This is a genomic window from Pseudomonas sp. V98_8 (assembly GCF_029967975.1).
GTDB classification, from domain to species: domain Bacteria; phylum Pseudomonadota; class Gammaproteobacteria; order Pseudomonadales; family Pseudomonadaceae; genus Aquipseudomonas; species Aquipseudomonas umsongensis.
Genome location: NZ_JASCAE010000036.1, coordinates 35,616 through 61,957, shown reverse-complemented (window position 1 = coordinate 61,957; position 26,342 = coordinate 35,616). Strand labels below are relative to the sequence as shown.

General features: G+C 60.5%; 22 protein-coding genes. 7 read left to right on the top strand and 15 right to left on the bottom strand.

All coding sequences use genetic code 11. The annotated features are described in order from the left end of the window. Nucleotides 1-7: 7 nt before the first annotated feature. From QLG10_RS10385 to QLG10_RS10350, 8 genes are all read right to left on the bottom strand, one after another. Nucleotides 8-814: a DUF4892 domain-containing protein gene (locus QLG10_RS10385; RefSeq protein WP_282487310.1), complete on the bottom strand. Its 807-nt coding sequence runs from the start codon at nt 812-814 to the stop codon at nt 8-10. A 118-nt stretch (nt 815-932) separates the two neighbouring features. Continuing rightward, the gene (locus QLG10_RS10380) at nt 933-1,787 is read right to left on the bottom strand and encodes an alpha/beta hydrolase (protein ID WP_282487309.1); all 855 of its coding nucleotides are present in this window, start codon (nt 1,785-1,787) and stop codon (nt 933-935) included. Continuing rightward, nucleotides 1,784-2,590 (bottom strand): alpha/beta hydrolase, encoded by an 807-nt coding sequence (locus tag QLG10_RS10375; RefSeq protein WP_110754185.1) that lies wholly within the window; start codon nt 2,588-2,590, stop codon nt 1,784-1,786. The genes QLG10_RS10380 and QLG10_RS10375 overlap by 4 nt, the downstream gene beginning before the upstream one ends. Before the next feature lie 118 nt (nt 2,591-2,708). Continuing rightward, a complete protein-coding gene (locus QLG10_RS10370) occupies nt 2,709-3,152 on the bottom strand; it encodes a hotdog fold thioesterase (RefSeq protein ID WP_020799696.1) in 444 nt (147 codons plus the stop codon). A 31-nt stretch (nt 3,153-3,183) separates the two neighbouring features. Beyond that, nucleotides 3,184-4,839 carry an AMP-binding protein gene (locus QLG10_RS10365; RefSeq protein ID WP_282487308.1) on the bottom strand — a complete coding sequence of 552 codons (1,656 nt, stop codon included), beginning with the start codon at nt 4,837-4,839 and terminating at the stop codon, nt 3,184-3,186. 161 nt (nt 4,840-5,000) lie between these two features. Then, nucleotides 5,001-5,456: a phosphohistidine phosphatase SixA gene (gene sixA / locus QLG10_RS10360; RefSeq protein WP_179053713.1), complete on the bottom strand. Its 456-nt coding sequence runs from the start codon at nt 5,454-5,456 to the stop codon at nt 5,001-5,003. Beyond that, nucleotides 5,453-5,800, bottom strand: a complete 348-nt coding sequence (locus tag QLG10_RS10355; protein ID WP_020799699.1) for a DUF4389 domain-containing protein — start codon at nt 5,798-5,800, stop codon at nt 5,453-5,455. Before QLG10_RS10355 ends, sixA begins: the two co-directional genes overlap by 4 nt. A 29-nt stretch (nt 5,801-5,829) precedes the next feature. Continuing rightward, nucleotides 5,830-6,855 carry an NAD(P)H-dependent glycerol-3-phosphate dehydrogenase gene (locus tag QLG10_RS10350; RefSeq protein WP_110754191.1) on the bottom strand — a complete coding sequence of 342 codons (1,026 nt, stop codon included), beginning with the start codon at nt 6,853-6,855 and terminating at the stop codon, nt 5,830-5,832. A 195-nt stretch (nt 6,856-7,050) separates the two neighbouring features. Between QLG10_RS10350 and QLG10_RS10345 the strand changes: the two genes are divergently transcribed. The 6 genes from QLG10_RS10345 to QLG10_RS10320 all read left to right on the top strand — a co-directional run bounded on the left by QLG10_RS10345 (nt 7,051) and on the right by QLG10_RS10320 (nt 14,518). Next, on the top strand, nt 7,051-9,174 hold the full coding sequence (locus QLG10_RS10345) for a TonB-dependent receptor (protein WP_248678988.1): 2,124 nt from the start codon (nt 7,051-7,053) through the stop codon (nt 9,172-9,174). A gap of 1 nt (nt 9,175) precedes the next feature. After that, complete coding sequence (locus tag QLG10_RS10340; RefSeq protein ID WP_282487307.1) at nt 9,176-10,108, top strand: ABC transporter substrate-binding protein; 933 nt, start codon at nt 9,176-9,178, stop codon at nt 10,106-10,108. Continuing rightward, a complete protein-coding gene (locus QLG10_RS10335; protein WP_110754197.1) occupies nt 10,105-12,006 on the top strand; it encodes an ATP-binding protein in 1,902 nt (633 codons plus the stop codon). The genes QLG10_RS10340 and QLG10_RS10335 overlap by 4 nt, the downstream gene beginning before the upstream one ends. A 247-nt stretch (nt 12,007-12,253) precedes the next feature. Then, nucleotides 12,254-12,769: a 3-hydroxyacyl-[acyl-carrier-protein] dehydratase FabA gene (gene fabA, locus QLG10_RS10330; RefSeq protein WP_003179264.1), complete on the top strand. Its 516-nt coding sequence runs from the start codon at nt 12,254-12,256 to the stop codon at nt 12,767-12,769. 11 nt (nt 12,770-12,780) lie between these two features. Beyond that, on the top strand, nt 12,781-14,001 hold the full coding sequence (gene fabB / locus QLG10_RS10325) for a beta-ketoacyl-ACP synthase I (protein ID WP_008016529.1): 1,221 nt from the start codon (nt 12,781-12,783) through the stop codon (nt 13,999-14,001). A gap of 328 nt (nt 14,002-14,329) precedes the next feature. After that, nucleotides 14,330-14,518 (top strand): hypothetical protein, encoded by a 189-nt coding sequence (locus QLG10_RS10320; protein ID WP_020799704.1) that lies wholly within the window; start codon nt 14,330-14,332, stop codon nt 14,516-14,518. 70 nt (nt 14,519-14,588) lie between these two features. Here QLG10_RS10320 and QLG10_RS10315 read toward each other — a convergent pair whose 3' ends face one another. From QLG10_RS10315 to QLG10_RS10285, 7 genes are all read right to left on the bottom strand, one after another. After that, entirely contained in the window at nt 14,589-15,131 is a 543-nt protein-coding gene (locus tag QLG10_RS10315) for a DUF2058 domain-containing protein (RefSeq protein ID WP_020799705.1), read from the bottom strand. A 28-nt stretch (nt 15,132-15,159) separates the two neighbouring features. Further along, nucleotides 15,160-15,993, bottom strand: coding sequence for a nucleoside triphosphate pyrophosphohydrolase (mazG, locus tag QLG10_RS10310; RefSeq protein ID WP_188263823.1), 834 nt, complete (start codon nt 15,991-15,993; stop codon nt 15,160-15,162). A gap of 112 nt (nt 15,994-16,105) precedes the next feature. After that, on the bottom strand, nt 16,106-18,349 hold the full coding sequence (relA, locus tag QLG10_RS10305; protein ID WP_020799706.1) for a GTP diphosphokinase: 2,244 nt from the start codon (nt 18,347-18,349) through the stop codon (nt 16,106-16,108). Between the two features lie 121 nt (nt 18,350-18,470). Further along, nucleotides 18,471-19,823, bottom strand: a complete 1,353-nt coding sequence (rlmD, locus tag QLG10_RS10300; protein ID WP_282487306.1) for a 23S rRNA (uracil(1939)-C(5))-methyltransferase RlmD — start codon at nt 19,821-19,823, stop codon at nt 18,471-18,473. Next, nucleotides 19,823-20,725: a cysteine synthase CysM gene (gene cysM, locus QLG10_RS10295; protein ID WP_020799708.1), complete on the bottom strand. Its 903-nt coding sequence runs from the start codon at nt 20,723-20,725 to the stop codon at nt 19,823-19,825. The genes rlmD and cysM overlap by 1 nt, the downstream gene beginning before the upstream one ends. Before the next feature lie 387 nt (nt 20,726-21,112). Next, the gene (locus QLG10_RS10290; protein ID WP_282487305.1) at nt 21,113-22,516 is read right to left on the bottom strand and encodes a sensor histidine kinase; all 1,404 of its coding nucleotides are present in this window, start codon (nt 22,514-22,516) and stop codon (nt 21,113-21,115) included. Beyond that, complete coding sequence (locus tag QLG10_RS10285) at nt 22,506-23,225, bottom strand: response regulator transcription factor (RefSeq protein WP_110754205.1); 720 nt, start codon at nt 23,223-23,225, stop codon at nt 22,506-22,508. Before QLG10_RS10285 ends, QLG10_RS10290 begins: the two co-directional genes overlap by 11 nt. A gap of 214 nt (nt 23,226-23,439) precedes the next feature. Between QLG10_RS10285 and QLG10_RS10280 the strand changes: the two genes are divergently transcribed. After that, nucleotides 23,440-26,193, top strand: coding sequence for a response regulator (locus QLG10_RS10280; protein WP_110754207.1), 2,754 nt, complete (start codon nt 23,440-23,442; stop codon nt 26,191-26,193). Nucleotides 26,194-26,342: the final 149 nt, after the last annotated feature.

Here is a 26,342-nt window from a genome sequence, read left to right as displayed (position 1 = left end):
ATGACACTTATCGCAGCAGTTTGATATGCAATCCAGAACCGTCGACACCACCGGTTTCCATCCGCGCCGCACGTACACCCTGCTCGATCAACGATTGACGCCAGGCTTCAGCGTTGGGCCCGGACACACTGACCCGCAAGGTGGTGTCCAGGTTCAGGCCCCGGGAGATCAGGCGCAACCAGGTCTCATCGGGTGTTTGCGTCAATTTGGGGAAATCGAGTTCACCGGTACTCCTGAGCTCGCGCAACAAGGTTGCGGACGTCGGCAGCAATTCCCCCAGCGGGGCGACGGCGTCGAATTGTTCGACGTGCAGATAGGCTTTGCGATTGCCACGGGTGATGCTGTAGAGCGCCACCAGCGTATTTTCCTTCGGTGCGGCCAGGCGTAACAGCAGGTAAGCCTGCTCACTATCGGCGCCATAGAGCTTGGCGTTGCCGAACACTTCGTTGGCCCATAGGCTGCTTTCGCCGCAATCTCGCGCCTGGCACCAGAACAGCAATTGGGCGTCCTGCTGTTGAAGCGCTTCGCGCGCAGCGGTGAAGGCCTCGGTCGAGGAATGCTCCGCCGGCAATTCATAGGTCACCGAGGTAACATGCCCACGAGCACTGACCTGCCCGTCAAAGCGCAACTGACCGCTGATCTTGCGGATCGAGCCGAGCGGGTAGATCCGTTCAAGCTCTGCCATGGGGCGATAGTCGACGATTTGCGCATCGGTCATGCGCGGCACGATCGGCAAGTCCTGACTGCCGGGCAGATCGGCGGCTAATGAGAGTGGACTGAAACAACAGAGCACCAGCAAACTGAATGAGCGCATGGATAGACTCATTGGATCAGCATGCCCTTGTGGCCATTCGGGGGCGCAGCGGTGTAGAGGTCTATCATGGTTGTCTCCCTTTTCAACCCACCCAGCCTCGACAGTTGCCCGGCGCAAGTCAAGGAATGGCGAAGAACCGATTGAAACAGTCTGCGACAAGGTCGGCACCGGGTTCATCATTCAAGTGCAAATGATGGCCGCCTGGCAGCTGTTCAAGGCTAAAGGGTAGACGCTCCAGCAACTCCGGATGTTTGGCGAGCATGCCGTCAGCGGCGACCACCAGTTTCGCCGGACAGGCGACCCGCTGGACGAAGGCCATGGCCTGCTCGGTGGTGAGGCGCAGCGGCGATGGTAGCGTGAGGCGATTGTCGGTGCGCCAGGTATAGCCGCCCGGCACCGGCATCAAGCCACGCTGGGCCAGCAACTCGGCGGCTTCGCGACTGACCGCCACCAGGCCTTTCATGCGCGCTTCGATGGCGCGGTCCTGGGTGCTGTAGACCGGTTTGCGTTTTTCCCGCAGGTCCAGTTGCGCCTGCAGGGCCATGCCCATGCGTTCGGCAGCGTTTTCGCCTTTGTCCGTGGGAGGGATGACCCCGTCAATCAACGCCAGGTGAGTGACTCGCTGCGGAAACGAGCCGGCAATGATCAGCGAGGCGATGGCGCCCATCGAATGTCCCAGCAACGCAAAGCGCTTCAATCCAAGCTGCTCTGCAACTTGCATCACATCGTGGGCATAGTCCCACATGGCGTAACCGGCGCCGGGTGGGCGGTGCCCTGAGTGCCCGTGACCGGCCATGTCCAGGGCGATCACGCGCAAGCCTTTGAGCTTGGGTGCCAGGCGGGCGAAGCTATTGGCGTTGTCCAGCCAGCCATGCAGGGCAATGACCGGCAAACCGTCTTCAGGGCCAAACAAATGCGCCGCCAACTCGATATGCGGCAGGCTCAGGCGCACTTCTTCGACGACCTGGCTCATGCGCAATCCCGCTGCTGGCGAGAGGTCCAGCGTTCGAACAGGTTTTTCAGCAGTACGGCCGTCTCCTGCGGCCGTTCCAGAGGAAACATGTGCCCGCCAGGCATGCTCAGCGCCTCGCCATTTGGCATGCGCCCGACTGAACTGGTGTGATGCCGCATCACCACCCGGCTCTCGTGCCCGCGAACGACCGCCAGCGGCACTTGCAACTGCCGCAGGCGGCCCGGGCTGGTGTGGGGTACGCCACGGTAGATGCTGATTTCCGTGGCTGGGTCGAAACGCAAGCGCAACCTGTCGCCGTCCTGATGCAAACCATAGTGCAGGTAGGCATCGAAACACTCCGGATCGAAGCTGCGAAACAGGCTCTTGCCGGCGAAATAACGGCGGGCGCTCTCGAGGTCGGCGAATTCTTCACGACGCCCCAGGGTGCGCCCGGCCGGGGTCAGGCGGTCGATGAAACCCAAGCGCTTGGCTGCGCGAATGACCCATTGATCGGTACGCGTCAGCACCGGCGAATCGAGCATCACCACACCGCGATACAACTGGGGGCAACGCAACGCCGCGTGCAGATGCAGTACGCCACCGAAGGAATGACCGACGCCCCACACCGGCTGCGACTGCTGCTGCAGGTGGTGGATCAGTTCATCCACCAGGTTGTACCAGTTGTCGTCCGCCGGAAAACGTGGGTCGTGGGCGTGTTGCTCCAGATGCGTCACCTGAAATTCGGGTGCCAGCGCCGCAAACAACTTGCCGTAGGTTCCCGAAGGAAAACCATTGGCGTGGGCGAAAAATATCTGTTGCGACATACCGGTCGATCCATCCGCGAAAACAAACCCGATTGTCCGCAAGACCGCGTTCTTGAGCAATGACCGTAACTGACAGGAATGATGACAGTCCGGCCATGCGAATAAAGGAACGGGGAGTTCAACGTGCTGGCGGATTATCACCCAGTGGCACCACAGCCATGGTCAGCCGCGAGACACAACTGGCCTTGCCTTCGTCACTGGTCAAGCGGATATCCCAGACATGGGTCGTACGCCCGATGTGAATGGGTTTGGCGACCGCCGTCACTCGGCCGCTGCGCAAGCCGCGCAGGTGATTGGCGTTGATTTCCAGCCCCACGCAGTAAAACTTGCTGGCATCGATGCACAGGTAACTGGCCATGGAGCCGACTGATTCAGCCAGCACCACCGAAGCGCCGCCATGCAGCAAGCCATACGGCTGATGGGTGCGATGGTCGATGACCATGCTCGCGGTCAGGGACTCTTCATCGAAGGCTTCGAAACGGATGTCCAACAGTTCGCCGATGGTGTTTTTCTGAATTGCGTTCAGTTGTTCGATGTTGGGAACGGTACGCCACAGACTCATAGCAGGTTTTCCTTGTTGGTTTTATCGTGGCTCAATCCTGCCACAGCACCGCTTCGGTGTGCTCGCTCCATTCTTCGAAGCGAGCGCCGTAAGTGGCTTCGATGACGTTGCGCTTGATCTTCAGGGTCGGTGTGAGAAAACCGTTCTCCACCGCCCAGCTGTCCTTGACTACCACCAGCCGCCGCAAGCGTTCGTGCTTGTCGAGGACGCTGTTGACCTCTTCCAGCAGCTTTTCCAGGCTTGAATGCAACCCGGCCCGTGTCTCCTGCTGCCCGACGGCCGAAAGCACGCACAGGCCCAGTGGCGCATTCAAGCCATCACCGACCACGCACACCTGCTCGATGCGCGAATGCACCGCCAGGCGATTTTCGATCGGCGCCGGCGCTACGTACTTGCCTTTGCTGGTCTTGAAGATTTCCTTCAAGCGCCCGGTCAGGCGCAGGTTGCCTTCGGCATCTTCCTCGCCCTTGTCGCCGGTGCGCAGGAAGCCGTCCTCGGTGATGGTGTCGGCGGTTTTCTGCGGATCCTTGAAATACCCCAGCATGATCGCCCCGCTACGTACCATGACCTCGCCCGATTCGTCGATGCGCACCTCGACCTCCGGGCACGGCATGCCAATCCAGCCTGGTTTGTTCTGGCCCGGCAGGCAAATGTGCGAGTAACCGCAACTCTCCGTCATGCCATAGACCTCCAGCACGTCCAGTCCGAGCTTGCGATACCACAGCAGCAGACTCAGGGGCACCGGCGCCGCACCGGACAAGGCCACGCGCAAGGCATCGAGCCCCAACCCGGCGAGGACTTTGTGCCCGACCCGCTTGCCGATAATCGGCAGCCCGAGCAGGAAATCCAAGCGCTTTGCCGGGATCTTGCTGTACACCCCCATCTGGAACTTGGTCCAGATGCGCGGCACGCCAAACAGCGCCGTTGGCCGGGCACGTCGCAAGTCCGTCAGGAAGGTGTCAAGGCTTTCGGCAAAGAACACGGTTTGCCCGGTGTAAATCGATGCCAGTTCGACGAACATCCGTTCGGCAACGTGGCACAACGGCAAATACGACAACAGTCGATCCGACTCATTGAGACCGAATAACTGCGTGCCGCGCGTGGTGGCGAATCCCAGGTTGGCGAAGCTGTGCATCACGCCCTTGGGCATGCCGGTGGTGCCGGACGTGTAGATGATGGTTGCCAGTTGATCGGCGGCGGGCTTGGGATCGTCCTGGATCGGCGAACTGCGTTGCAGGTCGTCCCAGCTGAAATCGAAAGTGCCGGGCGGATGTAGCGGCAGGCTGATGGTCGGTAGCTCGGGATTCACCCCACGGGACATGCCAGGCCAGTCATCGAGTTTACCGATGAATACCAGCGCCGCTTCAGAGTGTTCGAGCACCTGGGCCACCGATTCGGCGGTGAGGTTGGGGTACAACGGCACCGAGACATGCCCGGCCATCCAGATTGCCAGGTCGGCAATGATCCAGTGTGCGCAGTTTTTTGAGATCAGGGCGATATGACTGCCCTGGGGCAGTTCCCGGGATCGCAACCAATGGGCCGCGCAGCGTGCCTGATGACCGACGTCCTCCCAGCTCAAGGTCTCGACTCGGCCACCGCCCACAGGCTGGACGAGAAAGCGCTGGCGAGGATGACGGGCCTCGCGCTCGTAGAAGACGTCCAGGGGCAAACGGGAAGCAGCAGGCATGGGACTCGCTCCTTTGTTTTGGTCTGGAGCAAGCGTAGCCAACCAAGCAAATGCTTGGTTGGCTATTTTTCAAGATCAAAAGATCGCAGCCTGCGGCAGCTCCTACGGGGGAAACGCTGAAACCCCTTTTAGGCGCCGCCGCTGGCAGTGGTCTTTTGCCTTTAAGGGTGCTTGATGCTGTTGAGCTTCATTGCGCCAATCAGCAATTCAGAGTTTTCCAGCTCGGCCAGGCCCGCGGTGCTGACCTTCTCTGGCGGATGACCCGCACCATGTTGCAGGTAGCTGAGCAGGTTTCCCACGAGCGGGTTATGAGAAACCAGCAGCACGTTGGTCACCGATTTCAGTTGATCGGTGACTCGGTCGGGATCGAAATCCGGGGTCAGCCACTCAACCGTGCGGATTTCCGGTTCGAAACCCAATGCATCTTTCACCAGGTGTGCGGTTTGCTGCGCTCGCATGTAAGGGCTGGCGTAAATCGCTGTCAGCGGCTGGCCAACCAGGTTGGCGGCGGCCCGCAGCACTTCTTCACGACCATTGTCGGTCAGCTCCCGCTCCGAATCGTGGGGTTTGGAGCCGTGTGGCTCGGCTTCACCATGACGCAATACCCAGAGTTTCATAGCTTGGGTTCCTCATCTCTGGCCGGGTGCGGCGCAGGCGCCACCACGTGCGGCGCTTCACCTTCCGGCGTACGCGGCGTCGGCCAATCGGCGAACGGCCAAGGTTTCTGGTCGCTGTGGAAGCTGCCGAAACGACCGATCTGGGCCAGGAACTGGCTCAGGCTGTCGCCGAAGTTCATCAGGCTGGCGCTCGGGGCGCCATAGATCAAACGATAGATCAATTGCACCAGCACCACGGCGCCAAGCATGAACTGCGCCACCTGCCAGACCAGCAGGAACACCACCATCCACAGCACTCGAAGCAGGATGGACTCGTATTTGGCTTCTACTTTTGGATCACTCATTTCTCGCTCCGTTCCTGTGAAGTGGGGGTTCAGTTGAAGCCGCTGGTGGAAATAAAGTCGACATCGGTCTTCGGCTCGCCCCGCATCAACAGTTCGATCACCTGCTCAAGCGTGCGCCCTTCGAACAGGATCGCGTGCAACCCGGCGACCAATGGCATGTACACGCCAACTTCCTGGGACTTGGCCTTGAGCACCTTGAGGGTATTCACGCCTTCGGCGACTTCGCCCAGGCGATTGACTGCCTCGTCGAGGCTCAGGCCCTGGCCGAGGGCGAACCCGACCTGATAGTTACGGCTTTTTGGCGACGAGCAGGTCACGATCAGGTCACCCACGCCCGCCAGGCCGAGGAATGTCATCGGGTTGGCACCCTGATTCACCGCGAAGCGGGTCATTTCCGCCAGCGCCCGGGTTATCAGCATGCTCTTGGTGTTTTCGCCCATGCCCATCGCCACCGCCATGCCGGCAATGATCGCGTAGACGTTTTTCAACGCACCGCCCAGTTCCACGCCAAACCGGTCGGCGCTGGCATACACACGAAAGGTGCGGCCGTGCAGCACTTCCTGGACATGCTGGCAGAGCGCCTCGTCTTCGCTGGCGACCACTGTGGCGGTCAATGCATGTTCGGCGATTTCACGAGCCAGGTTCGGCCCGGACAACACACCGATGCGTGCCTGTGGCGCGATCTCTTCGAGAATCTGGCTCATCAGCTTGAAGGTGTGGGCTTCGATGCCCTTGGTCAGGCTCACCAGCATTTTGCCGCTGAGTCGATCAGCCTGCGGGGCCAGCACCGAGCGCAACGCGCTGGAGGGCAGCGCGACAAAACTCAGGTCGCACGCATCCAGGGTGGCCAGCAGGTCAGTGACCGGCGTGACGCCGGGCAGGATCTTGATGCCTTTGAGGTAACGCGGGTTCTCGCGATTGACCCGAATGGCCTCGGCCTGTTCAGGGTCACGCATCCATTGCAGGACTTGATGACCATTTTCGGCCAGCAAGTTAGCCACGGCGGTACCAAAACTTCCGCCTCCCAAAACCGCGATCGGGCGCTGTTGAGTCATATGTAATCCGTTAATCCATACCAGTGGCAATGTCGGCATTATACGGAGCGCCCCCGTGTCGGCCAGTCCCCGCGTCAATTACCGGCACGGGTAGGAAGAAGTCCGGTAATACCCAGGAAAATGCTTACATCGTGACTGGAAAAGTCAACGGGCTCGGTTAACATGCGCGCCATCGATCGTTAACAAGGATGTGCTGTGTCCCTGGGTTCGACTTCACCCCATTCGCCGTTGGTCCTGGCGCTGGTGTTCAGCTCGCCGGCGATGGCCGACGACTTGTTTCTCGACAGCGAACCGTTGCCGCAAGTACTCACGGCCACGCGCCTGAAACAGTCGCCGGCTGCCGTGCCGGGGAGCATGACGGTGCTCGACACTGCGCTGATCAATGCCAGCGGCGCGCGCGACATCAGTGAAGTGCTGCGCCTGGTACCCGGCATGATGGTCGGCAATATCAGCGGTAATCAGGCCACGGTGAATTACCACGGCACCAGCGCCACCGAAGCACGGCGCCTGCAAGTGCTGATCGACGGCCGCTCGGTGTACCGCGCGGGGCTGGCCACGGTCGACTGGAGCGATATTCCGGTTGCCATGGAGGACATCGAGCGTATCGAGGTTTTCCGCGGCCCGAACACCGTCAGCTATGGCGCCAATGCGCTGATGGCGGTGGTCAACATCATCACGCGTAATCCGGCCGACAGCCACGGTACGCGCCTGAAAGTCACCCGCGGCCAGCGTGGCATCGACGACTTTTATGCCAGCCAGGGCGTGGGTTGGGAGGACGGCGATTTACGTCTGTCGCTGTCTGGCCAGCAAGACGATGGCTTTGATACCGACCGTTGGGGCGGCGACTACCATGACAGTCGACGCTTGAAGCGCTTCAACCTTGCCGTCAGTCAGTCGCTCGACGAACGACAAGGCATCGAATGGCAGGTGAATGCCAAGGACGGCACCAATCAGCGCCCCTATACCTACCGCCCGGTGTTTTCAGGGATTACCCGCGCTGGGGACAATTCCGACGTCAGCGCCAAGGACTACGCCGGCTCGCTGCGCTGGAATCTCGACCTGGACACCGAGCACAGCCTTTACATCCAGGGGTCGGCCCAGCACTGGGACCGTCAGCAAACCTGGCGCGCCTGCGATGCCGAAGTATCGTTCAGCCCCGAACTCAGCGAGCTTTGGCAACTCAACCCGAACTACACGGAACGCCTGGCGCGTAACATCGAGAGCTTTCTGGTCTCCGGGCCCCCTGACGCCGATCCGACCCAACGCGCATTGGCCAATCAAGTCCTTGACCAGTGGCGCAACGGCGCCCGGCAAACGGTCTGCGGCGATATCGACCAAAGCACTCGGGAATCTCGCTACGACCTTGAATTGCAGGACACCCTGAGCCTGTCCGATAACCTGCGGCTGGTCAGCGGATTGAACTATCGTTACGACCGGGCAGATTCCGAGACCTACTTCAATGGCACTCTCGATGACACCACCTGGCGAGCGTTCGGCCAGCTCGAATGGCGCGCCAGCGAACACTGGCTCCTGCAGGGCGGTGCCATGTTCGAAGACACGCAGTTGATCGGCAGCTCACTGAGCCCACGGATGGCGGTCAACTACCTGATCAATCCGCGCCACGGCTTGCGTGCGGTGTACTCGCAAGCCGTCCGCTCGCCGGACATGTTCGAGAACAACGTCAACTGGAGCTACCAGGTCACCCACCTGCAACCCGGCGCCTATGGCCAGCCCAGTGCCCGCTATTTCGTCAAGACCCGCGGCCCCGGCGACCTCGACCAGGAACACATGCGTTCCCGGGAACTGGGCTATAACGGTTACTTTGCCGAATCGGGCCTGGCCGTCGATGTAAAGCTGTTCTACGACGAGATCACCGGGATGATCAGTGAGCCGTTGCGCAATAACCAGTACATCGCCAGCAATGCCAACACCGCTCGCTACACCGGAGCGGAAACCCAACTCGACTGGAAAATCAGCAGCGCCGACCGCGTGCGCCTGACCTATGCCTACGTCGACGCTGACGCGAGCAACCGGCTAGATGCACAACAGACTGCAGGCAACAGTGGTTCTGCCGCCTGGTTGCGCGACTGGGGCCATGGCTGGAACAGCGCGCTCTTCTATTATGCTGACGACGCGCTCAACGGCTACCGCTTCGAACGCGTCGACACGCGCATCGCCAGGCGCATCCGCCTGGGCAAGACTCATCTGGAACTGGCCGGTGTGCTGCAGCAGCGCCTCGACAACCAGCCCACCTCCTTTGTCGACAACAACTATGACGAGCGTCGCTTGATGTATTTCAGCGCGCAGTTGGCGTTTTAAGATGCCCCATCGTCCGTCACGCAAGCCGTCAATCCTTGGCCACCTGCTGGCCATGGCTTGCCTGTTGTCCGGTGGCTGGCTACACAACCAGTCGGCCAGCGCCGCGGACATTCTGCTCACCGGTGTCGACGATAGCCCCGGCGTGCAATCCTTCGTCCAGGCCCTGGTGCAAATGCGACCGGCCGACAACGTGCACTTCCAGCCATTGGCCAGCCTGCCGCCACCGGGCAAGCTGGCGGCGGACACCCGCTTGATCCTGCTCGACCTGCCCAGTCTCGACTGGCGCCTGCAGGACCCTCGCGGCCCGGCGACACTGGTGCTGCGCATCACCCGCCTGCAGGCGCGACAACACCTTGGGCACGCCCTGCCCCCGCACCTCAGCCTGCTCTGGAGCGATCCGCCACTGGACCGGCAATTGCGCCTCACCCGTGTCCTGCTGCCCCAGGCCAAGCGGGTTGGCGTCCTGTACGACAGCCATAGCGAGTTCCTGTTGCGGGAATTGCGCCAGGCCGCTTATCCCCTGGGTCTTGAAGTGGTCACCGAACGTTGGGAAAACACCCAGGACAGTCGTCCCTTGCAGGCTTTGCTGGACAACAGCGATGTAGTACTGGGCCTCGACGACCCCGATCTGTACAACCCGAAAACCGCGAAAAACCTGTTGCTCAGCAGCTATGCGCGACAACTGGCCTTGATCGGTCCCAATGCAGGGTTCGTCAAGGCCGGTAGCCTGGCCAGTACCTACAGCGATCAAAGCGACTGGCTGGCGATTCTCGATGAGCTGCTCGACCTGCCACCCGCCACGTGGCCACGCACGCAATATCCACACCGCTTCAAAGTCTCGAGCAATCGGCAGGTGTCTCGTTCCCTGGGGCTTGAACAGGTCAATGAAGTGGCTGTCGCAACGCTGTTGGCAGAAGGAGAACGCCAGCCATGACCTTCCGTCGCCGCTGGGACATCAGTACCCGTACCCAGATCATCAGCCTCGGCCCCGCCCTGCTGCTGACGTTACTGTTGATCAGCTTCTTCACTTTCGTGCGGATCCAGGACCTGCGCCAGGAGCTCAACCACACCGGCCAGTTGATTGCCAACCAACTGGCGCCGGCTACCGAATACGGGGTGATTTCGGGCAATAACGAAGTGCTCGAGAGCCTGCTCAAGGCCACGCTGGCCACGCCCAACGTACGGTTCCTGGAGGTGCAGGACAGCGCCAACCGGATTCTGGTGTATGTCGAGCAACCTTCGGCAAGCTACCAAAAGCCGCACCAGGTTGAAGTCTTCCAGGCCCCCGTGCGCCTGCAACGGATCGCGCTGCACAATGATTTTTTCCAGGACGCCAGCGTGCCCCCCACGGCTCCCACCGAGGATTACCTGGGTCGGGTGATTGTGGGGCTTTCCAGTGATGCGTTCAGCCAGCGTCAGCAGGAGATCCTGCTCAAGGCTGGCATTCTGGCGCTGTTCGCCCTGTTGTTTACCTTCATGGTCGCCCGGCGCCTGGCCGCGAGCCTGTCGCAACCGATCCGCGATATCGGCAATGCGGTCAAGGCGATCCAGGCTGGCGACTACAAAACGCCCCTGCCCATCGTTGATGACACCGAACTCGGCGCCCTGTCGCAACACATCAACAACCTCGCCAAGGGACTCGAGCAGGCCAGCCACGAACAGCACCAGGCCATGGCGCAGTTGATCCAGACCCGCGAGGAAGCGGAAAAGGCCAATAACGCCAAGTCCGACTTCCTCGCCATGATGAGCCACGAACTGCGCACGCCGATGAATGGCGTGCTGGGCATGCTGCAGTTGCTGGAAACCACCCGGATGACCGAAGAACAGCTCGAATACGCTGCCCTGGCTTCGGAATCCACCGAGCACCTGCTCAAAGTCATCAATGACATCCTGGATTTTTCGCGTATCGAACGCTCAGAACTGGAGTTGGAGCATATTCCCTTCAATCTCGCCGACCTGATCGGCAGTTGCGCCCAGTCGTTCCAGCACAGCGCCGTCCAACGCGGGCTCGATCTACAGTTGCAGATCCCACAAGACATGCGCGCGCTGCAGGTTCAGGGTGACCCGACGCGCATCCGGCAAATACTGGTCAATCTGGTCGGCAATGCCTTGAAGTTTACTGAACAGGGACGCGTGCGCATCGAATCGCAGTGGCAGTCCCTGGATCACGAACTGCTGTGGTTCACCTGCACGGTGCGCGACAGTGGGATTGGCATTCCCCCCGAAAGCCTGGAATTGATGTTCGACGCGTTTCAACAGGCCGATAGCTCCATATCAAGACGCTATGGTGGGACCGGCCTGGGCCTGCCGATTGCACGCACACTCGCCGAACGCATGGGTGGCACCTTGCGCGCCCAGAGCGAGGAAGGCCGTGGCTCGGTCTTTACCCTCGAAATTCCGCTGGCGTTGTATCAGCAGGCCTTGCCGGCTCGGGTACCGCGCGTACCGACCCACAAGGGGGATGGCGAAGGGCGCAATGTGCTGCTGGTCGAAGACAATCCGGTCAACCAGACAGTGATCGAAGCCATGCTGCGCAGCCTGGGCTTTACTGTCAGCGTTGCCGCCGATGGCGCACAGGCAGTGCGCAGTGCCGAGAGCCTGATCTTCGAGGCGATACTGATGGACTGCCGACTGCCGGTCATCGACGGTTATGAGGCCACCCGGCAGATTCGTGAACTGCCTGGCTGTACCGACTTGCCGATCATTGCCCTGACCGCCAACGCCTTGCAGGGGGATCGCGAAGCTTGTTTGTCGGCGGGAATGAACGATTACCTGGCCAAGCCCTTCAAACGCACTGATCTTCAGCAAATTCTGCAGCGATGGGTGCAGTAGTACAGGCCTTTCGAGCATCTGTGACTGGCGTGAAAGGCGAAAGTGCGGCAGTCTTAGGCACCCGAACAAGCTCGAAAAGGGGCTTGATTAAAAATTTCAGTGCACAAGTGTACATTCATGTCCTTGGTGCTGTGACTTTCACTACAACGCAATAGTCTATGAGTAGGCTGCCGGTTCGAGGCATGAACGCTTCGATCGGCCGGGATGATTTGCCCCACCTGCCGCATGGGACTATTGAGGAGCTCGCATGACCAAACAAAACGCCTTTACCCGGGAAGACCTGCTGCGCTGCAGTCGCGGTGAGCTGTTCGGCCCAGGTAACGCGCAACTGCCCGCCCCGAACATGCTGATGGTCGATCGCATCACCCTGATCAGCGAAGAGGGTGGCAAGTACGGCAAAGGTGAATTGGTCGCCGAGCTGGATATCACTCCGGACCTGTGGTTCTTCGCCTGCCACTTCGAAGGTGATCCGGTGATGCCGGGCTGCCTGGGCCTCGACGCCATGTGGCAATTGGTCGGCTTCTTCCTGGGCTGGCAAGGCCTGCCGGGCCGTGGCCGTGCGCTGGGTTCGGGCGAAGTGAAATTCTTCGGTCAGGTCCTGCCGACCGCCAAGAAAGTCACCTATAACATTCATATCAAGCGCGTCCTCAAGGGCAAGCTGAACCTGGCCATCGCCGACGGTTCGGTGACTGTCGACGGTCGCGAAATCTACACCGCCGAAGGCCTCCGGGTCGGCGTTTTCACCTCCACTGACAACTTCTAAGGGTTATCCGCATGCGCCGCGTCGTTATCACTGGTCTGGGCATTGTTTCGTGCCTGGGCAATGACAAAGAGACCGTCTCCGCTAACCTGCGTGCAAGCCGCCCTGGCATCCGGTTCAACCCGGAATATGCCGAAATGGGTCTGCGTAGCCAGGTTTCCGGCTCCATTGACCTCAACCTTGAAGAACTGATCGATCGCAAGATCTATCGCTTCGTCGGCCACGCGGCGGCATACGCCTACCTGGCCATGAAAGACGCCATTGCTGACTCCGGCCTGACCGAAGAGCAAGTGTCCAACCCGCGCACCGGCCTGATCGCCGGTTCCGGTGGCGCATCGACACTGAACCAGATGGAAGCGCTGGACATCCTGCGCGAGAAAGGCGTAAAGCGCGTTGGCCCATACCGCGTCACGCGGACCATGAGCAGCACCGTTTCCGCCTGCCTGGCCACGCCGTTCAAGATCAAGGGCCTGAACTACTCCATCGCTTCTGCCTGTGCCACCAGTGCTCACTGCATCGGTACCGCCATGGAACAGATCCAGATGGGCAAGCAGGACATCGTGTTCGCTGGCGGCGGTGAAGAAGAGCATTGGAGCCAGTCGTTCCTGTTCGATGCCATGGGCGCACTGTCCAGCAAGCGTAACGACACCCCGGAAAAAGCTTCCCGCGCCTACGACGCAGACCGTGATGGCTTCGTCATTGCAGGCGGTGGCGGCATGGTCGTGGTGGAAGAGCTGGAACACGCTCTGGCCCGCGGCGCGAAGATCTACGCGGAAATCGTTGGCTACGGCGCGACCTCCGACGGCTACGACATGGTCGCCCCAAGCGGCGAAGGCGCGATCCGCTGCATGCAGCAGGCGCTGTCCACCGTCGACACCCCGATCGACTACCTGAACACCCATGGCACTTCGACTCCGGTCGGCGACGTCGCGGAAATGAAAGGCGTGCGTGAAGTGTTCGGCGACAAGGCTCCGGCCATCAGCTCCACCAAGAGCCTGTCGGGTCACTCCCTGGGCGCCGCCGGCGTTCACGAAGCGATCTACTGCATGCTGATGATGGAAGGCAACTTCATTGCCGGTTCCGCCAACATCGACGAGCTGGACCCTGAAGTGGCCGACCTGCCGGTGCTGACCAAGACCCGCGAAAACGCCACCATCAACACCGTGATGAGCAACAGCTTCGGTTTCGGTGGCACCAACGCCACGCTGGTACTGAAGCGCTGGGAAGGCAAGTAATTCCCCGCTGCTGAGTCGCACATGAAAACGCCCCGACTGGTTCGGGGCGTTTTTTTCGTCTTGAGAAAACCTCGCGGCAAACACAAACCCCTGTAGGAGCTGCCGAAGGCTGCTCCTACGGGGGTGCGTGAGGCCTCTGGAGATGAAGCTTTTGTCATGAAACTTACGGCGCTGCGACCGAATGTCGCGGATTACGCGGGCTGCAGGACTGTTTCCAATTCTGCAACAAACTCTTTCCAAACCCAGTCGTTTACTTAGCAAGCTACCAAACTCTATAACGAAGTCCTGCACATGCCTTGCTGCAGATAATAGAAATTGGAGCTAGCAGATGACTGTAAAAGTAACTGAACGCGACGATTCACGCATGTCACACGAAGGCGTAGCCGCCGGTGTCCGCATCTGGGATGTGTATCAACAAGACCTGCTGGTCGGGATGTTCCATAGCGAGACTGACGCCCACAACTACAAGGCCGAACTGGAAACCCTGGAGCAGCAACGAGCGCTACGCTCCGCTTGAGCAATGACCGCATTGAAAACGACAAACCCCGCCATGAGCGGGGTTTGTCGTTATTGCAGCGGTTAACCACTTACCACATCAGGTCATCCGGGATCTGATAGGCCGCGTACGGATCGTCCTCGGCGGCCACTTCTTCGGTCTGCACATTCAGTTGCACGATGCGCTGCGGATCGCGCTCCTGGATCTTCAGGGCGGCTTCACGGGGGATCACTTCATAACCGCCGGCGTGATGCACGATAGCCAGCGAACCGTTGCTGAGCTTGTTACGCATCAGCGTGTTGACCGAGAGACGCTTGACCTTCTTGTCGTCGACGAAGTTGTAGTAGTCCTCGGTCGTCAATTTCGGCAGGCGCGTGGCCTCGATCAATTGCTTGATCTGCGCGACACGGGCCTTGGCCTCGGCTTTTTCCTGCTGCTGGCGGTTGAGTTCCTGGTCACGCTTGACCTTCTCAGCCATGGCTTCCTGGGCTGCGCGCTGCTGGGAATCATCAAGCTCGATCTGTCCCTTGTGGGCCAGGCGTTGCTGCTTCTGTTTGTCTTTGCTGACCTGCTTGGCCTGCTTCTGGTTGACCAGCCCTGCTTTGAGCAACTGGTCGCGAAGGGAAATGCTCATGGTGCTTATTACTCACTTAGGCAACTGCTCAACCGCAGCTGGGCACATTCTTTTCCTGGCGTTTGGCTTCGCCCCACAGGGCGTCCAACTCTTCGAGGGTGCAATCTTCCATGGGACGATGGGTGTCGCGCAATGCCTGTTCGATAAAACGGAAGCGTCGCTCGAACTTGCTGTTGGCACCACGCAGCGCGGTTTCCGGATCGACCTTGAGGTGACGCGCCAGATTGACCACGGAAAACAGCAGGTCGCCGACTTCATCGGCAATCGCCACCGAGTCGTCATCGGCCATCGCTTCGAGTATTTCATCGAGTTCTTCCCGGACCTTGTCCAGCACGGGTAACGCGTCTGGCCAGTCGAAACCGACCTGCCCTGCGCGCTTCTGCAATTTTGCAGAACGGGACAATGCCGGCAATGCTGCCGGGACATCATCGAGCAAGGACAGCTGTTGCGGTGCAGCGGATTTCTCCGCGCGCTCTTCGGCCTTGATCTCCTCCCAGCGCTGCTTGACCTGCTCTTCATTCAAGCGCGGTACATCCAGCGGCGCGTACAGATCACCGGTGGGAAATACATGCGGATGACGGCGGATCAGCTTGCGGGTGATGCTGTCGACCACGCCAGCGAATTCGAAACGCCCTTCTTCCCGCGCCAACTGGCTGTAATAAACCACCTGGAACAGCAGGTCGCCCAACTCACCCTGCAGGTGATCGAAATCACCGCGCTCGATGGCATCGGCAACTTCATAGGCTTCCTCGAGGGTGTGCGGGACGATGGTGGCGTAGGTTTGCTTGATGTCCCACGGACAGCCGTACTGCGGGTCGCGCAGGCGGTTCATCAGGTGCAATAAGTCTTCAAGGCTGTACATCATTAATCCCATTCAAACGCACTGTAGGAGCTGCCGCAGGCTACGATCCTTTGATCTTAAAAAATCAAGATCAAAAGATCGCAGCCTGCGGCAGCTCCTACAGGGGTGAGGTTCATGGCGTACGGTTACGCCGGGTTTCGATGATGTTCGGCAACTGGGAAATCCGCCCCAGCAACCGCCCCAACGCGTCCAGCCCTGGAATCTCGATGGTGAGGGACATCAGCGCGGTGTTGTCCTCCTTGTTCGAGCGGGTATTGACCGCCAGCACGTTGATTCGCTCGTTGAGCAACACCTGCGAGACATCACGCAGCAATCCGGAACGGTCGTAGGCACGGATGACGATGTCCACCGGGTAGGTGAGCACCGGTACCGGCCCCCAGCTGACCTGAATGATCCGTTCAGGCTCGCGCCCGGCCAATTGCAGCACCGAGGCACAGTCCTGGCGGTGGATACTGACGCCGCGCCCCTGGGTGATGTAGCCGACGATCGCATCCCCCGGCAACGGCTGGCAGCAACCTGCCATCTGGGTCATCAGGTTGCCCACGCCCTGGATCTGGATATCACCACGCTTGCCTGGCTTGTAGCCGGTGGCCTTGCGTGGAATCAGTTCCAGCTGTTCGTTGCCGCGTTCCGGCTCGACCAGTTGCTGCGCCAGGTTGACCAGTTGCGCCAGGCGCAGGTCGCCGGCACCGAGCGCGGCAAACATGTCCTCGGCGGTTTTCATATTGGCTTTGTCGGCCAGCTTGTCGAAATCCACCGCTGGCAAGCCGAGGCGATTGAGTTCCCGTTCCAGCAGGGTTTTACCGGCGGCGACGTTCTGGTCGCGGGCCTGCAACTTGAACCAGTGAACGATCTTCGCCCGTGCCCGTGACGTCGTGACGTAACCCAGGTTGGGGTTCAACCAGTCGCGGCTTGGCGTGCCGTGCTTGCTGGTGATGATCTCGACCTGTTCACCGGTTTGCAGGCTGTAGTTGAGCGGCACGATGCGCCCGTTGATCTTGGCGCCACGGCAGTTGTGACCGATCTCGGTGTGCACACGGTAGGCGAAGTCCAGTGGTGTCGCACCCTTGGGCAAGTCGATGGCGTGACCGTCCGGGGTAAAGATGTAGACCCGATCCGGTTCGATATCGACCCGCAGCTGTTCGGCCAACCCGCCAATGTCACCCAGCTCTTCGTGCCACTCGAGCACCTGACGCAGCCAGGAGATTTTTTCTTCATAGTGATTGGAGCCGGATTTGACGTCGGTGCCCTTGTAGCGCCAGTGGGCGCATACACCGAGTTCGGCCTCCTCATGCATGGCGTGGGTACGGATCTGTACTTCCAGCACCTTGCCCTCAGGACCGATCACCGCCGTGTGCAGAGAGCGATAGCCGTTTTCCTTGGGGTTGGCGATGTAGTCGTCGAATTCTTTGGGGATGTGCCGCCACAAGGTGTGGACAATGCCCAGCGCGGTGTAGCAATCGCGCATTTCCGGCACCAGCACACGCACGGCGCGCACGTCGTAGATCTGGCTGAACTCCAGGCCCTTGCGCTGCATTTTGCGCCAGATCGAATAGATATGTTTGGCCCGGCCGCTGATGTCGGCATCGACCCCGGTGGCCTGCAATTCGTTTTTCAGCTGGCTCATCACGTCGCTGATGAAGCGCTCGCGATCCAGTCGCCGCTCGTGGAGCAGCTTGGCGATCTGCTTGTACTGGTCCGGCTCGAGGTAACGGAAGGACAAGTCTTCCAGTTCCCACTTGATGTGACCGATACCCAGGCGATGAGCGAGCGGCGCGTAGATGTCGAACACCTCGCGGGCAACGCGGTTGCGCTTTTCGTCATCGGCGGTTTTTACCGCACGGATCGCACAGGTACGCTCGGCCAGTTTGATCAGGGCGACGCGAACGTCGTCGACCATGGCCACCAGCATCTTGCGCAGGTTTTCAACCTGGCCCTGAGTACCCATCACCATGGACTTGCGCGGGCTCAGGCTGTCGCTGATCGCGGCCATGCGTTGCACGCCGTCGATGAGTTTGGCGACTACGGGACCAAAGCGCTGGCTGACGGCCGGCAACGGAATCTGGCCTTCACGCACACCGCGGTAGAGAACCGCGGCAACCAGCGAGTCCTGATCGAGCTTGAGGTCGGCGAGGATCTCGGCGATCTCAAGGCCGGTGCGGAAACTGGAGGTCCCTTCGGACCACAAATTCTTCGCCGCATTGGCTTGTTGTTCGGCCTCGCGAGCGTACTCGCAGGCTTCTTTCAAGGCTTCGCGATCCAGTGCCAGATCGACACTGACCGCGTGATCGAGCCAAGCCTCGAGATTGATACTGCCGTCGGTGTTGATCGGCTGGTGTGCTCTCACCTGTACCATCTTGCTTACCTTCCCTACGACGCAGATTCAATGCGTCAAATCGCTGACCTTCGTTGCCCATGAGCCCACGTCGGGCTGGTACGCGGCTGCACGGGCGGGCCAGTCGGACCAGACGAGCATCCTAGCTCGCTTCAAATAACGCCATGGCTTCGACATGTGCCGTCTGAGGAAACATATCGAGAATCCCGGCACGTTTTAACCGGTAGCCCTGCTTGATCAATTCGACCGTGTCGCGCGCCAGGGTTGCCGGGTTGCACGACACGTAGACCAACCGCTCGGCCCCCAGGGACTTGAGCTTGCGCACGACCTCGAAAGCGCCGTCACGCGGTGGGTCCAAGAGTACCGCACAAAAGCCTTCACGCGCCCATTCAGCATCGGTCAAAGGCTGGGATAAATCGGCCTGAAAAAACTGCGCATTATGCAGATTGTTGCTGACAGCATTCGCGGCTGCGCGATCGACCATAACCTGCACACCCTCCACCGCAACGACTTCGCGAACGGCTTTAGCCAATGGCAAGGCAAAGTTACCCAACCCACAGAATAGATCGAGAACTCGCTCATCGGCTTGCGGTTTCAGCCAATCCAGCGCCTGGGCAACCATCGCTTCGTTGACCCCGGCATTGACCTGGATGAAATCCCCGGGCCGATACGCCAGATTCAAATCCCACTGTTCAAGACGATAGCCCAAGGACTGATCGGCCTCGACCGGATGCGGCTCGCCGTCCCCGTGCAACCACAACTGGGCTTCATGGCGCGCGCAGAATTCCTTGAGGATGGTCAAGTCGCTTTCGGACAACGGCGCCATGTGGCGCAGCAATACCGCCAGCGATGAGCCGCTGAACAATTCCACGTGCCCCAGGGCCTGAGGTTTGCTCAATCGTCGCAGCATCTGCGGCAAGTGGGCCATGATCGGCTGCAAGGGCTGTACCAGCACCGGGCAATCATCGATGCCGACGATGTCCTGGCTGCCGGCGGCGCGGAAACCGACTTCGAGTTTTTTCGCTTTCATGTCCCAGCGCACCGCTACCCGCGCGCGACGGCGATAAGCGAACTCCGGACCGCTCAATGGCGCAACCCACTCTTCGGGCTCGACACCGGCGACCTTCGACAATTGCTCGGCGAGCATGCGCTGTTTCAAGGCGAGCTGTTCGCTATGGGGCAGGTGTTGCACGCTGCAGCCGCCACAACGACCAGCATGGGCGCACGGTGCCGGGCGACGCAGTTCACTGGACTTGAACACCCGCTCGGTACGCGCCTCGACCACTTTGCCGTGGGCACCGAGCACGCGTGCCTCGACTTCTTCACCGGCCAGTGCGCCGATGACGAACCAGGTGCGACCTTCGAAAAACGCGATACCGCGACCGTCGTTGGCCAGGCGTTCGATGTTCAGGCGCTGCTTTTTGCCGGTCGGGACTTGCGGGGCCTTGCTGCCGCCCGTGGGCTGGAAGCGCAGGCCTCTCTCATGCTTGGCCATCAGTTGGGCGCGTCGAAAATGCCGGTCGACAGGTATCGGTCGCCACGGTCGCAGATGATCGCGACGATCACCGCGTTTTCAACTTCTTTGGACAGGCGCAGCATCGCTGCCACGGCACCGCCGGATGACACGCCACAGAAGATGCCTTCTTCGCGAGCCAGCCGACGGGTCACGTCTTCGGCTTCGCTCTGGGCCATATCGACGATACGGTCCACGCGATCGGCCTGGTAGATCTTCGGCAGATACTCCTGGGGCCAGCGACGGATACCCGGGATCGCCGAGCCTTCCATCGGTTGCAGACCGATGATCTGCACGTTCTCGTTCTGTTCTTTCAGGTAGCGCGAGACGCCCATGATGGTGCCGGTGGTGCCCATGGAGCTGACAAAATGGGTGATGGTGCCCTGGGTCTGGCGCCAGATTTCCGGACCGGTGGTCGTGTAGTGCGCCTCAGGGTTGTCACCGTTGGCGAACTGGTCCAGCACCTTGCCGCGGCCCTCTGCTTCCATACGCTGGGCGAGGTCGCGGGCGCCTTCCATGCCTTGTTCCTGGCTGACCAGAATCAGTTCGGCACCATAAGCGGTCATGGCGGCCTTGCGTTCGGCGCTGGAGTTGTCCGGCATGATCAGGATCATCTTGTAACCCTTGATCGCCGCGGCCATGGCCAGCGCGATGCCGGTGTTACCGGAGGTCGCTTCGATCAACGTATCGCCGGCATGGATCTGCCCGCGCAACTCGGCGCGGGTGATCATCGACAGCGCCGGACGGTCCTTGACCGAACCCGCCGGGTTGTTCCCTTCGAGCTTGAGCAAAAGAGTGTTGCTGGTTTCGCCGGGCAGGCGCTGCAAACGGACCAGCGGAGTGTTGCCGACGCAATCGGCGATGGTTGGGTACTGCAAGGTCATGGCGTATTCGCAATCCAGACTGCGGGGGCGCCTATCATACCGGCAAACCTCGCAAGGCCATATCACGCAAAGTGTGGTGCTTATGGTTTATGGGAATAAGCGTCTGATTCAGCCCTCTTCCGATTGAGCTTCGCAGATAAAACTCGCGCTCTTGCGGGTGCCTGCTTTGGCCGAAGATGATCAAGTTATGGGCCCAGGACAATTGTCGCGCCAGTGGTGCGACTTGAAGCGATCGTCGGTGGTACCACCAGGCACCTGGGTTACAGTCATGCAATGGCTCCTTGGGCACGAGTTAGAGCCTGAGCTTAAACCGTCAAGGCTGCTTGAAATGACCGGTGATACCCTTTGGGAAATGTCGTACAGAAACTCAGGAACGCTCCGGCAAAATCAGCGCGTTGCAGGATGGGAGAACCTGCTCGCGATGGCATCGTCACTGACAGTTCCATCATCCGCCACCAGGCGCATATTCATCCGCAACCCGCTCCCTGTGTTCTGAGCCCAAAGCCTTCCACCCTGACGCCGCACCGCATTCCTGGCAATGCTCAAGCCCAGGCCAAATCCGCCATCCCCCGGCCGCGAGCCGTCGAGGCGGGTAAAGGGCAGGAAGATCCGCTCAAGATCCGCCTCCGCCACGCCGCCACCTTGATCCTCCAGCCACAGGTGCCAGAAGTCGCCGTCGCGCCGCCCGCCCAGATGGACGATGCCACCCTTGGGTGAATGTCGAATGGCGTTGCGCAGCATGTTCTCCAGAGCCTGGGCCAGGGTGTTGAGATGGCCGCGCACCCAGCAGGAGGCGTCCACCGAGCATTGCAACTGCGTTTCCGGCCAGCAACTTTCATAGCAGGCGTTTTCCGTGAGCATTTCCCACAGGGCCTGGACCTGGATCGATTCGTCGGGTAATCGCGTACGTTCGGTATCGAGCCAGGCCAGTTGCAGCGTGTCCTCCACCAGCCGTTGCATGCCATCGACTTCGCGGCCAATACGCTCGCGCAATTGTTCAAGCCCCTGCTCGCTTTCACTGGCCACCCGCAGGCGGCTCAACGGCGTGCGCAATTCGTGGGACAGGTCGCGCAACAGTTGTTGCTGCAGGGCCACGGTACTTTGCAGGCGCTCGGACATGTGATCAAACGCCCTGGCCAATTCGCCCAATTCATCGGAACGATTGGTGGTGCGGCTCGACAGCCGTACGTTCAGTTGATCGGCACGCCAGGCATTGGCCTGTTCGCGCAAGTGATTGAGCGGCACCACCAACAAGCGATACAGGCCGACGCACAACAGCAAGGTGAACAAGCCCGGAATCACGCCGTTGGTGATCACCCGCCAGAACACCCGGTAGCGCCCGGGCACGAAACGTTGCGGCAGTTCGATCACCAGGCTGCCGACGGACGGGTCACTGGGAAACGGTATGCGCATCCACGGCCGGCCTTTCTTGTGGATCGGCCAATCGAGGCCGCGCAAAAAAGTCAGGCGCTCGACTTCCTTGTCCGTCAGCGATTGGTTGCTCAAGGATTGCAAATCACCGCCGATGACACCGACCCATCCTTTCTCCCGCTGATGCATGCCCTGCAGCCAGTCATCGACGCCGACACTCTGGCCCTGCTGCCAGGCTTGTTCGGCTTCGGCGGCATAGCGCGCCAGGGTGCCGCGGGCCTCATCGGAGAGAAACTGGTTGCGCTGCTCCATGTAGCGGCCCCAGGACCAGCTCAACCAGATGATCAGCAGACAGAACGCCACCAACAGGCACGCCAGTTTCCAGAACAGCGAGTGCCGGCCCGGCAAGTTACATCTCATCGACGGCACTCAGGATATAGCCCTTGCCCCAGACCGTGCGCACCTCCCGCTCGGTATAGCCGATGGCCTTGAGTTTGCGGCGAATCTGGCTGATGTGCATGTCGAGGCTACGATCGTGGGCGGCATAACCGCGTTGCAGTACCTGTTGATAAAGAAAGGCTTTGCTCAGCACTTCGTCGACGCTGCGGCTCAGGGTTTCCAGCAGGCGATACTCAGTTCGAGTCAGGCCGGCAGGCTGTTGGCCGTGAAAAACGTCGAAGTGATCGTCGTCAAAACGCAGGCTGTCCACCTCGGCCACCATCGCCACAGGCGTCGGCCGGCGATCGAGCGCTACGCGGCGCAGGATGGCTTCGATGCGCACGCGCAACTCGATCATGCTGAAGGGTTTGGGCAGATAATCATCGGCCCCCAGGCGAAAACCGCTAACGCGATCGGCTTCGGCACCGAGTGCCGACATCAGCAACACCGGAGTGGAATGGCTGCGGCGTAGTTGCGTCAGTACCGCCAGCCCGTCCATACCTGGCAACAAAATGTCCATCAACACCACATCGAAGGCCTGCTCGCGGGCAATGTCCAGGCCCTCCCGGCCGTTCTGGCACCACGTCACCTGAAAGCCGCTACGGCACAAATGTTCATGCACATAGGCACCGAGTACGAGGTCGTCTTCGATGGAGAGGATACGGGGATGGCCAGCGTTGATGGTCGTCATTAGTATCTGCAAATAATTCTCAGTTGGTAATTATTCAAGATTGCTTCTCTTGGGGCAACCCAAGGGTTTGCGCGGGGGGCAAAAGCGCACGACCAACCGACGAGTGACGGCATCAATTATCGAGGATCGCCCGCCTGCAAATCGCTACACTGCGCAAGTGGCGCGTGCCAGACGCACGCGCAGCTCGATAAACAGCCGGTTGCAGGAGAGTGGCGTGCTGACGAAACTGGGAATCAAGGGCCGTGTGCTGTTGCTGACGTTGCTGCCGACCAGCCTCATGGCATTGGTCCTGGGCGGCTATTTCACCTGGATGCAGCAATCGGACCTGCAAACCCAACTGCTTCAGCGCGGCGAAATGATCGCCGAGCAACTGGCGCCGCTGGTGGCGCCAGCCATGGGGCACAACAACAACGAAATGCTGGAACGTATCGCCACCCAGTCCCTGGAACAACCGGACGTGCGAGCCGTGACCTTCCTTGCGCCAGACCGCACGCCGCGAGCCCACGCCGGGCCGATCATGCTGACCCAGGCGCCAATGGGCGAAGGCTCGCAGATGCAGCGTCGCAGTGGCAGCGAAGCAACGCGTTACCTGCTGCCGGTGTTTGGCAAACACCGCAACCTCGCCGGCGACGTGATCCCCGATGAAGCCGACCGCCTGCTGGGCTGGGTCGAACTCGAACTGTCCCACAACGGCATGCTGCTGCGTGGCTACCGCAGCCTGTTCGCCAGCCTGCTGATGATCGGCGCCGGTCTCGGCGGCGCGGCGCTGTTGGCATTGCGTATGGGCCGCACGATCAATCGGCCGCTGACCCAGATCAAACAAGCCGTGGCTCAACTCAAGGACGGTCATCTGGAAACCCGCCTGCCCCCCCTGGGCAGCCAGGAGCTGGATGAATTGGCCTCCGGCATCAATCGCATGGCCGGCACCCTGCAGAATGCCCAGGAAGAACTGCAACACAGCATCGACCAGGCCACCGAGGACGTGCGCCAGAACCTCGAGACCATCGAGATCCAGAACATCGAACTGGACCTGGCGCGCATGGAGGCCCTGGAGGCGAGCCGTATCAAGTCCGAGTTCCTGGCCAACATGAGCCATGAAATACGCACGCCGCTCAACGGCATCCTCGGCTTCACCCACCTGCTGCAAAAAAGTGAACTGACCCCGCGCCAGCTCGATTACCTGGGCACCATCGAAAAGTCTGCCGACAGCCTGCTGGGGATCATCAACGAGATCCTCGACTTTTCGAAGATCGAGGCAGGCAAGCTGGTGCTCGACCATATTCCGTTCAATTTGCGTGACCTGCTGCAAGACACACTGACCATCCTCGCCCCGGCCGCCCACGCCAAACAGCTGGAACTGATCAGCCTGGTGTATCGCGATACACCCCTGTCGCTGGTGGGCGATCCGTTGCGGCTCAAGCAGATCCTGACCAACCTGGTCAGCAATGCGATCAAGTTCACCCGCGAGGGCACCATCGTCGCCCGGGCCATGCTCGAAGAAGAGCACGAAGACAGCGTGCAATTGCGCATCAGCATCCAGGACACCGGCATCGGCCTGTCGAACCAGGACGTGCGCGCGCTGTTCCAGGCCTTCAGCCAGGCCGATAACTCGCTGTCGCGCCAACCCGGTGGCACGGGCCTGGGCCTGGTGATCTCCAAGCGCCTGATCGAACAGATGGGGGGCGAGATTGGCGTCGACAGCACCCCGGGCGAGGGTTCGGAGTTCTGGATCAGCCTGAACCTGCCCAAGACCCGCGACGATGCCGAGGACCTGCCGAGTGCACCGCTGCTCGGACGGCGGGTTGCCGTGCTGGAAAATCATGAGCTGGCACGCCAGGCGTTGCAGCATCAACTGGAAGACTGTGGCCTGGACGTCACCACGTTCAATACCCTGGAAAGCCTGACGAACGGCGTCACCGGCGTGCATCAGACCGATCAGGCGATCGAACTCGCGGTCCTCGGCATCACCAGCAACGACATGCCACCGGAACGCTTGAACCAACACATCTGGGACCTCGAGCACCTGGGTTGCAAGGTGCTGGTGCTGTGCCCCACCACGGAGCAGACGCTATTCCACCTGTCGGTGCCCAACCCCCACAGCCAGCTCCAGGCCAAACCGGCCTGTACCCGCAAGCTGCGGCGCGCGCTGTCCGACCTGGCCAACCCGCGGCAGTCGCGCACCGAGTCCAGCGAGCCGCTGTCGAGCCGTGCGCCGAAGGTGCTGTGCGTCGACGACAATCCGGCCAATTTGCTGCTGGTGCAAACCCTGCTTGAAGACATGGGCGCCAAGGTGCTCGCCGTGGAAAGCGGCTACGCGGCGATCAAGGCGGTGCAGAACGAGACATTCGACCTGGTATTGATGGACGTGCAGATGCCCGGCATGGATGGGCGCCAAAGTACCGAAGCGATCCGCCAATGGGAAAGCGAACGGCATTGCACGCCGCTGCCGATCGTGGCCCTCACGGCGCATGCCATGGCCAATGAAAAACGCGCATTGCTGCAAAGCGGCATGGACGATTACCTGACCAAGCCGATCAGCGAGCGGCAACTGGCGCAAGTGGTACTCAAATGGAGCGGGTTGGCACTGCGCAACCATTCGCCAGAGCGTGCAGGCGATGGCCACGCCAACACCTACGAGTTGCAGGTGCTCGATCACGAAGAAGGCTTGCGCCTGGCCGCCGGCAAGGCCGATCTGGCGGCAGACATGTTGGCAATGCTGCTGGCATCTCTGGAAGCCGACCGCGAAGCCATCCGCCAGGCTCGGCAAAGTAATGACCACAACGCCTTGATCGAACGGGTTCATCGCCTGCATGGCGCTACCCGCTATTGCGGCGTTCCGCAATTGCGCGCCGCTTGCCAACGCAGTGAAACCTTGCTCAAGCAGCAAGACCCGAAGGCCTTCGGCGCACTTGAAGATCTCGACCGGGCGATCAACCGCCTGGCCGCCCAGGCGCGCATCAACGCCTGATGCAGCGCAAGGCGCCGGGCGATGGGAGGGCTAATAATGTACGAGCTGCCGCAGGCTGCGATCTTTTGATATTGATTTTCAAGATCAAAAGATCGCAGCCTGCGGCAGCTCCTGCAAGGTTGTGAAAACGCCAGGGCATGAGTCTTCAA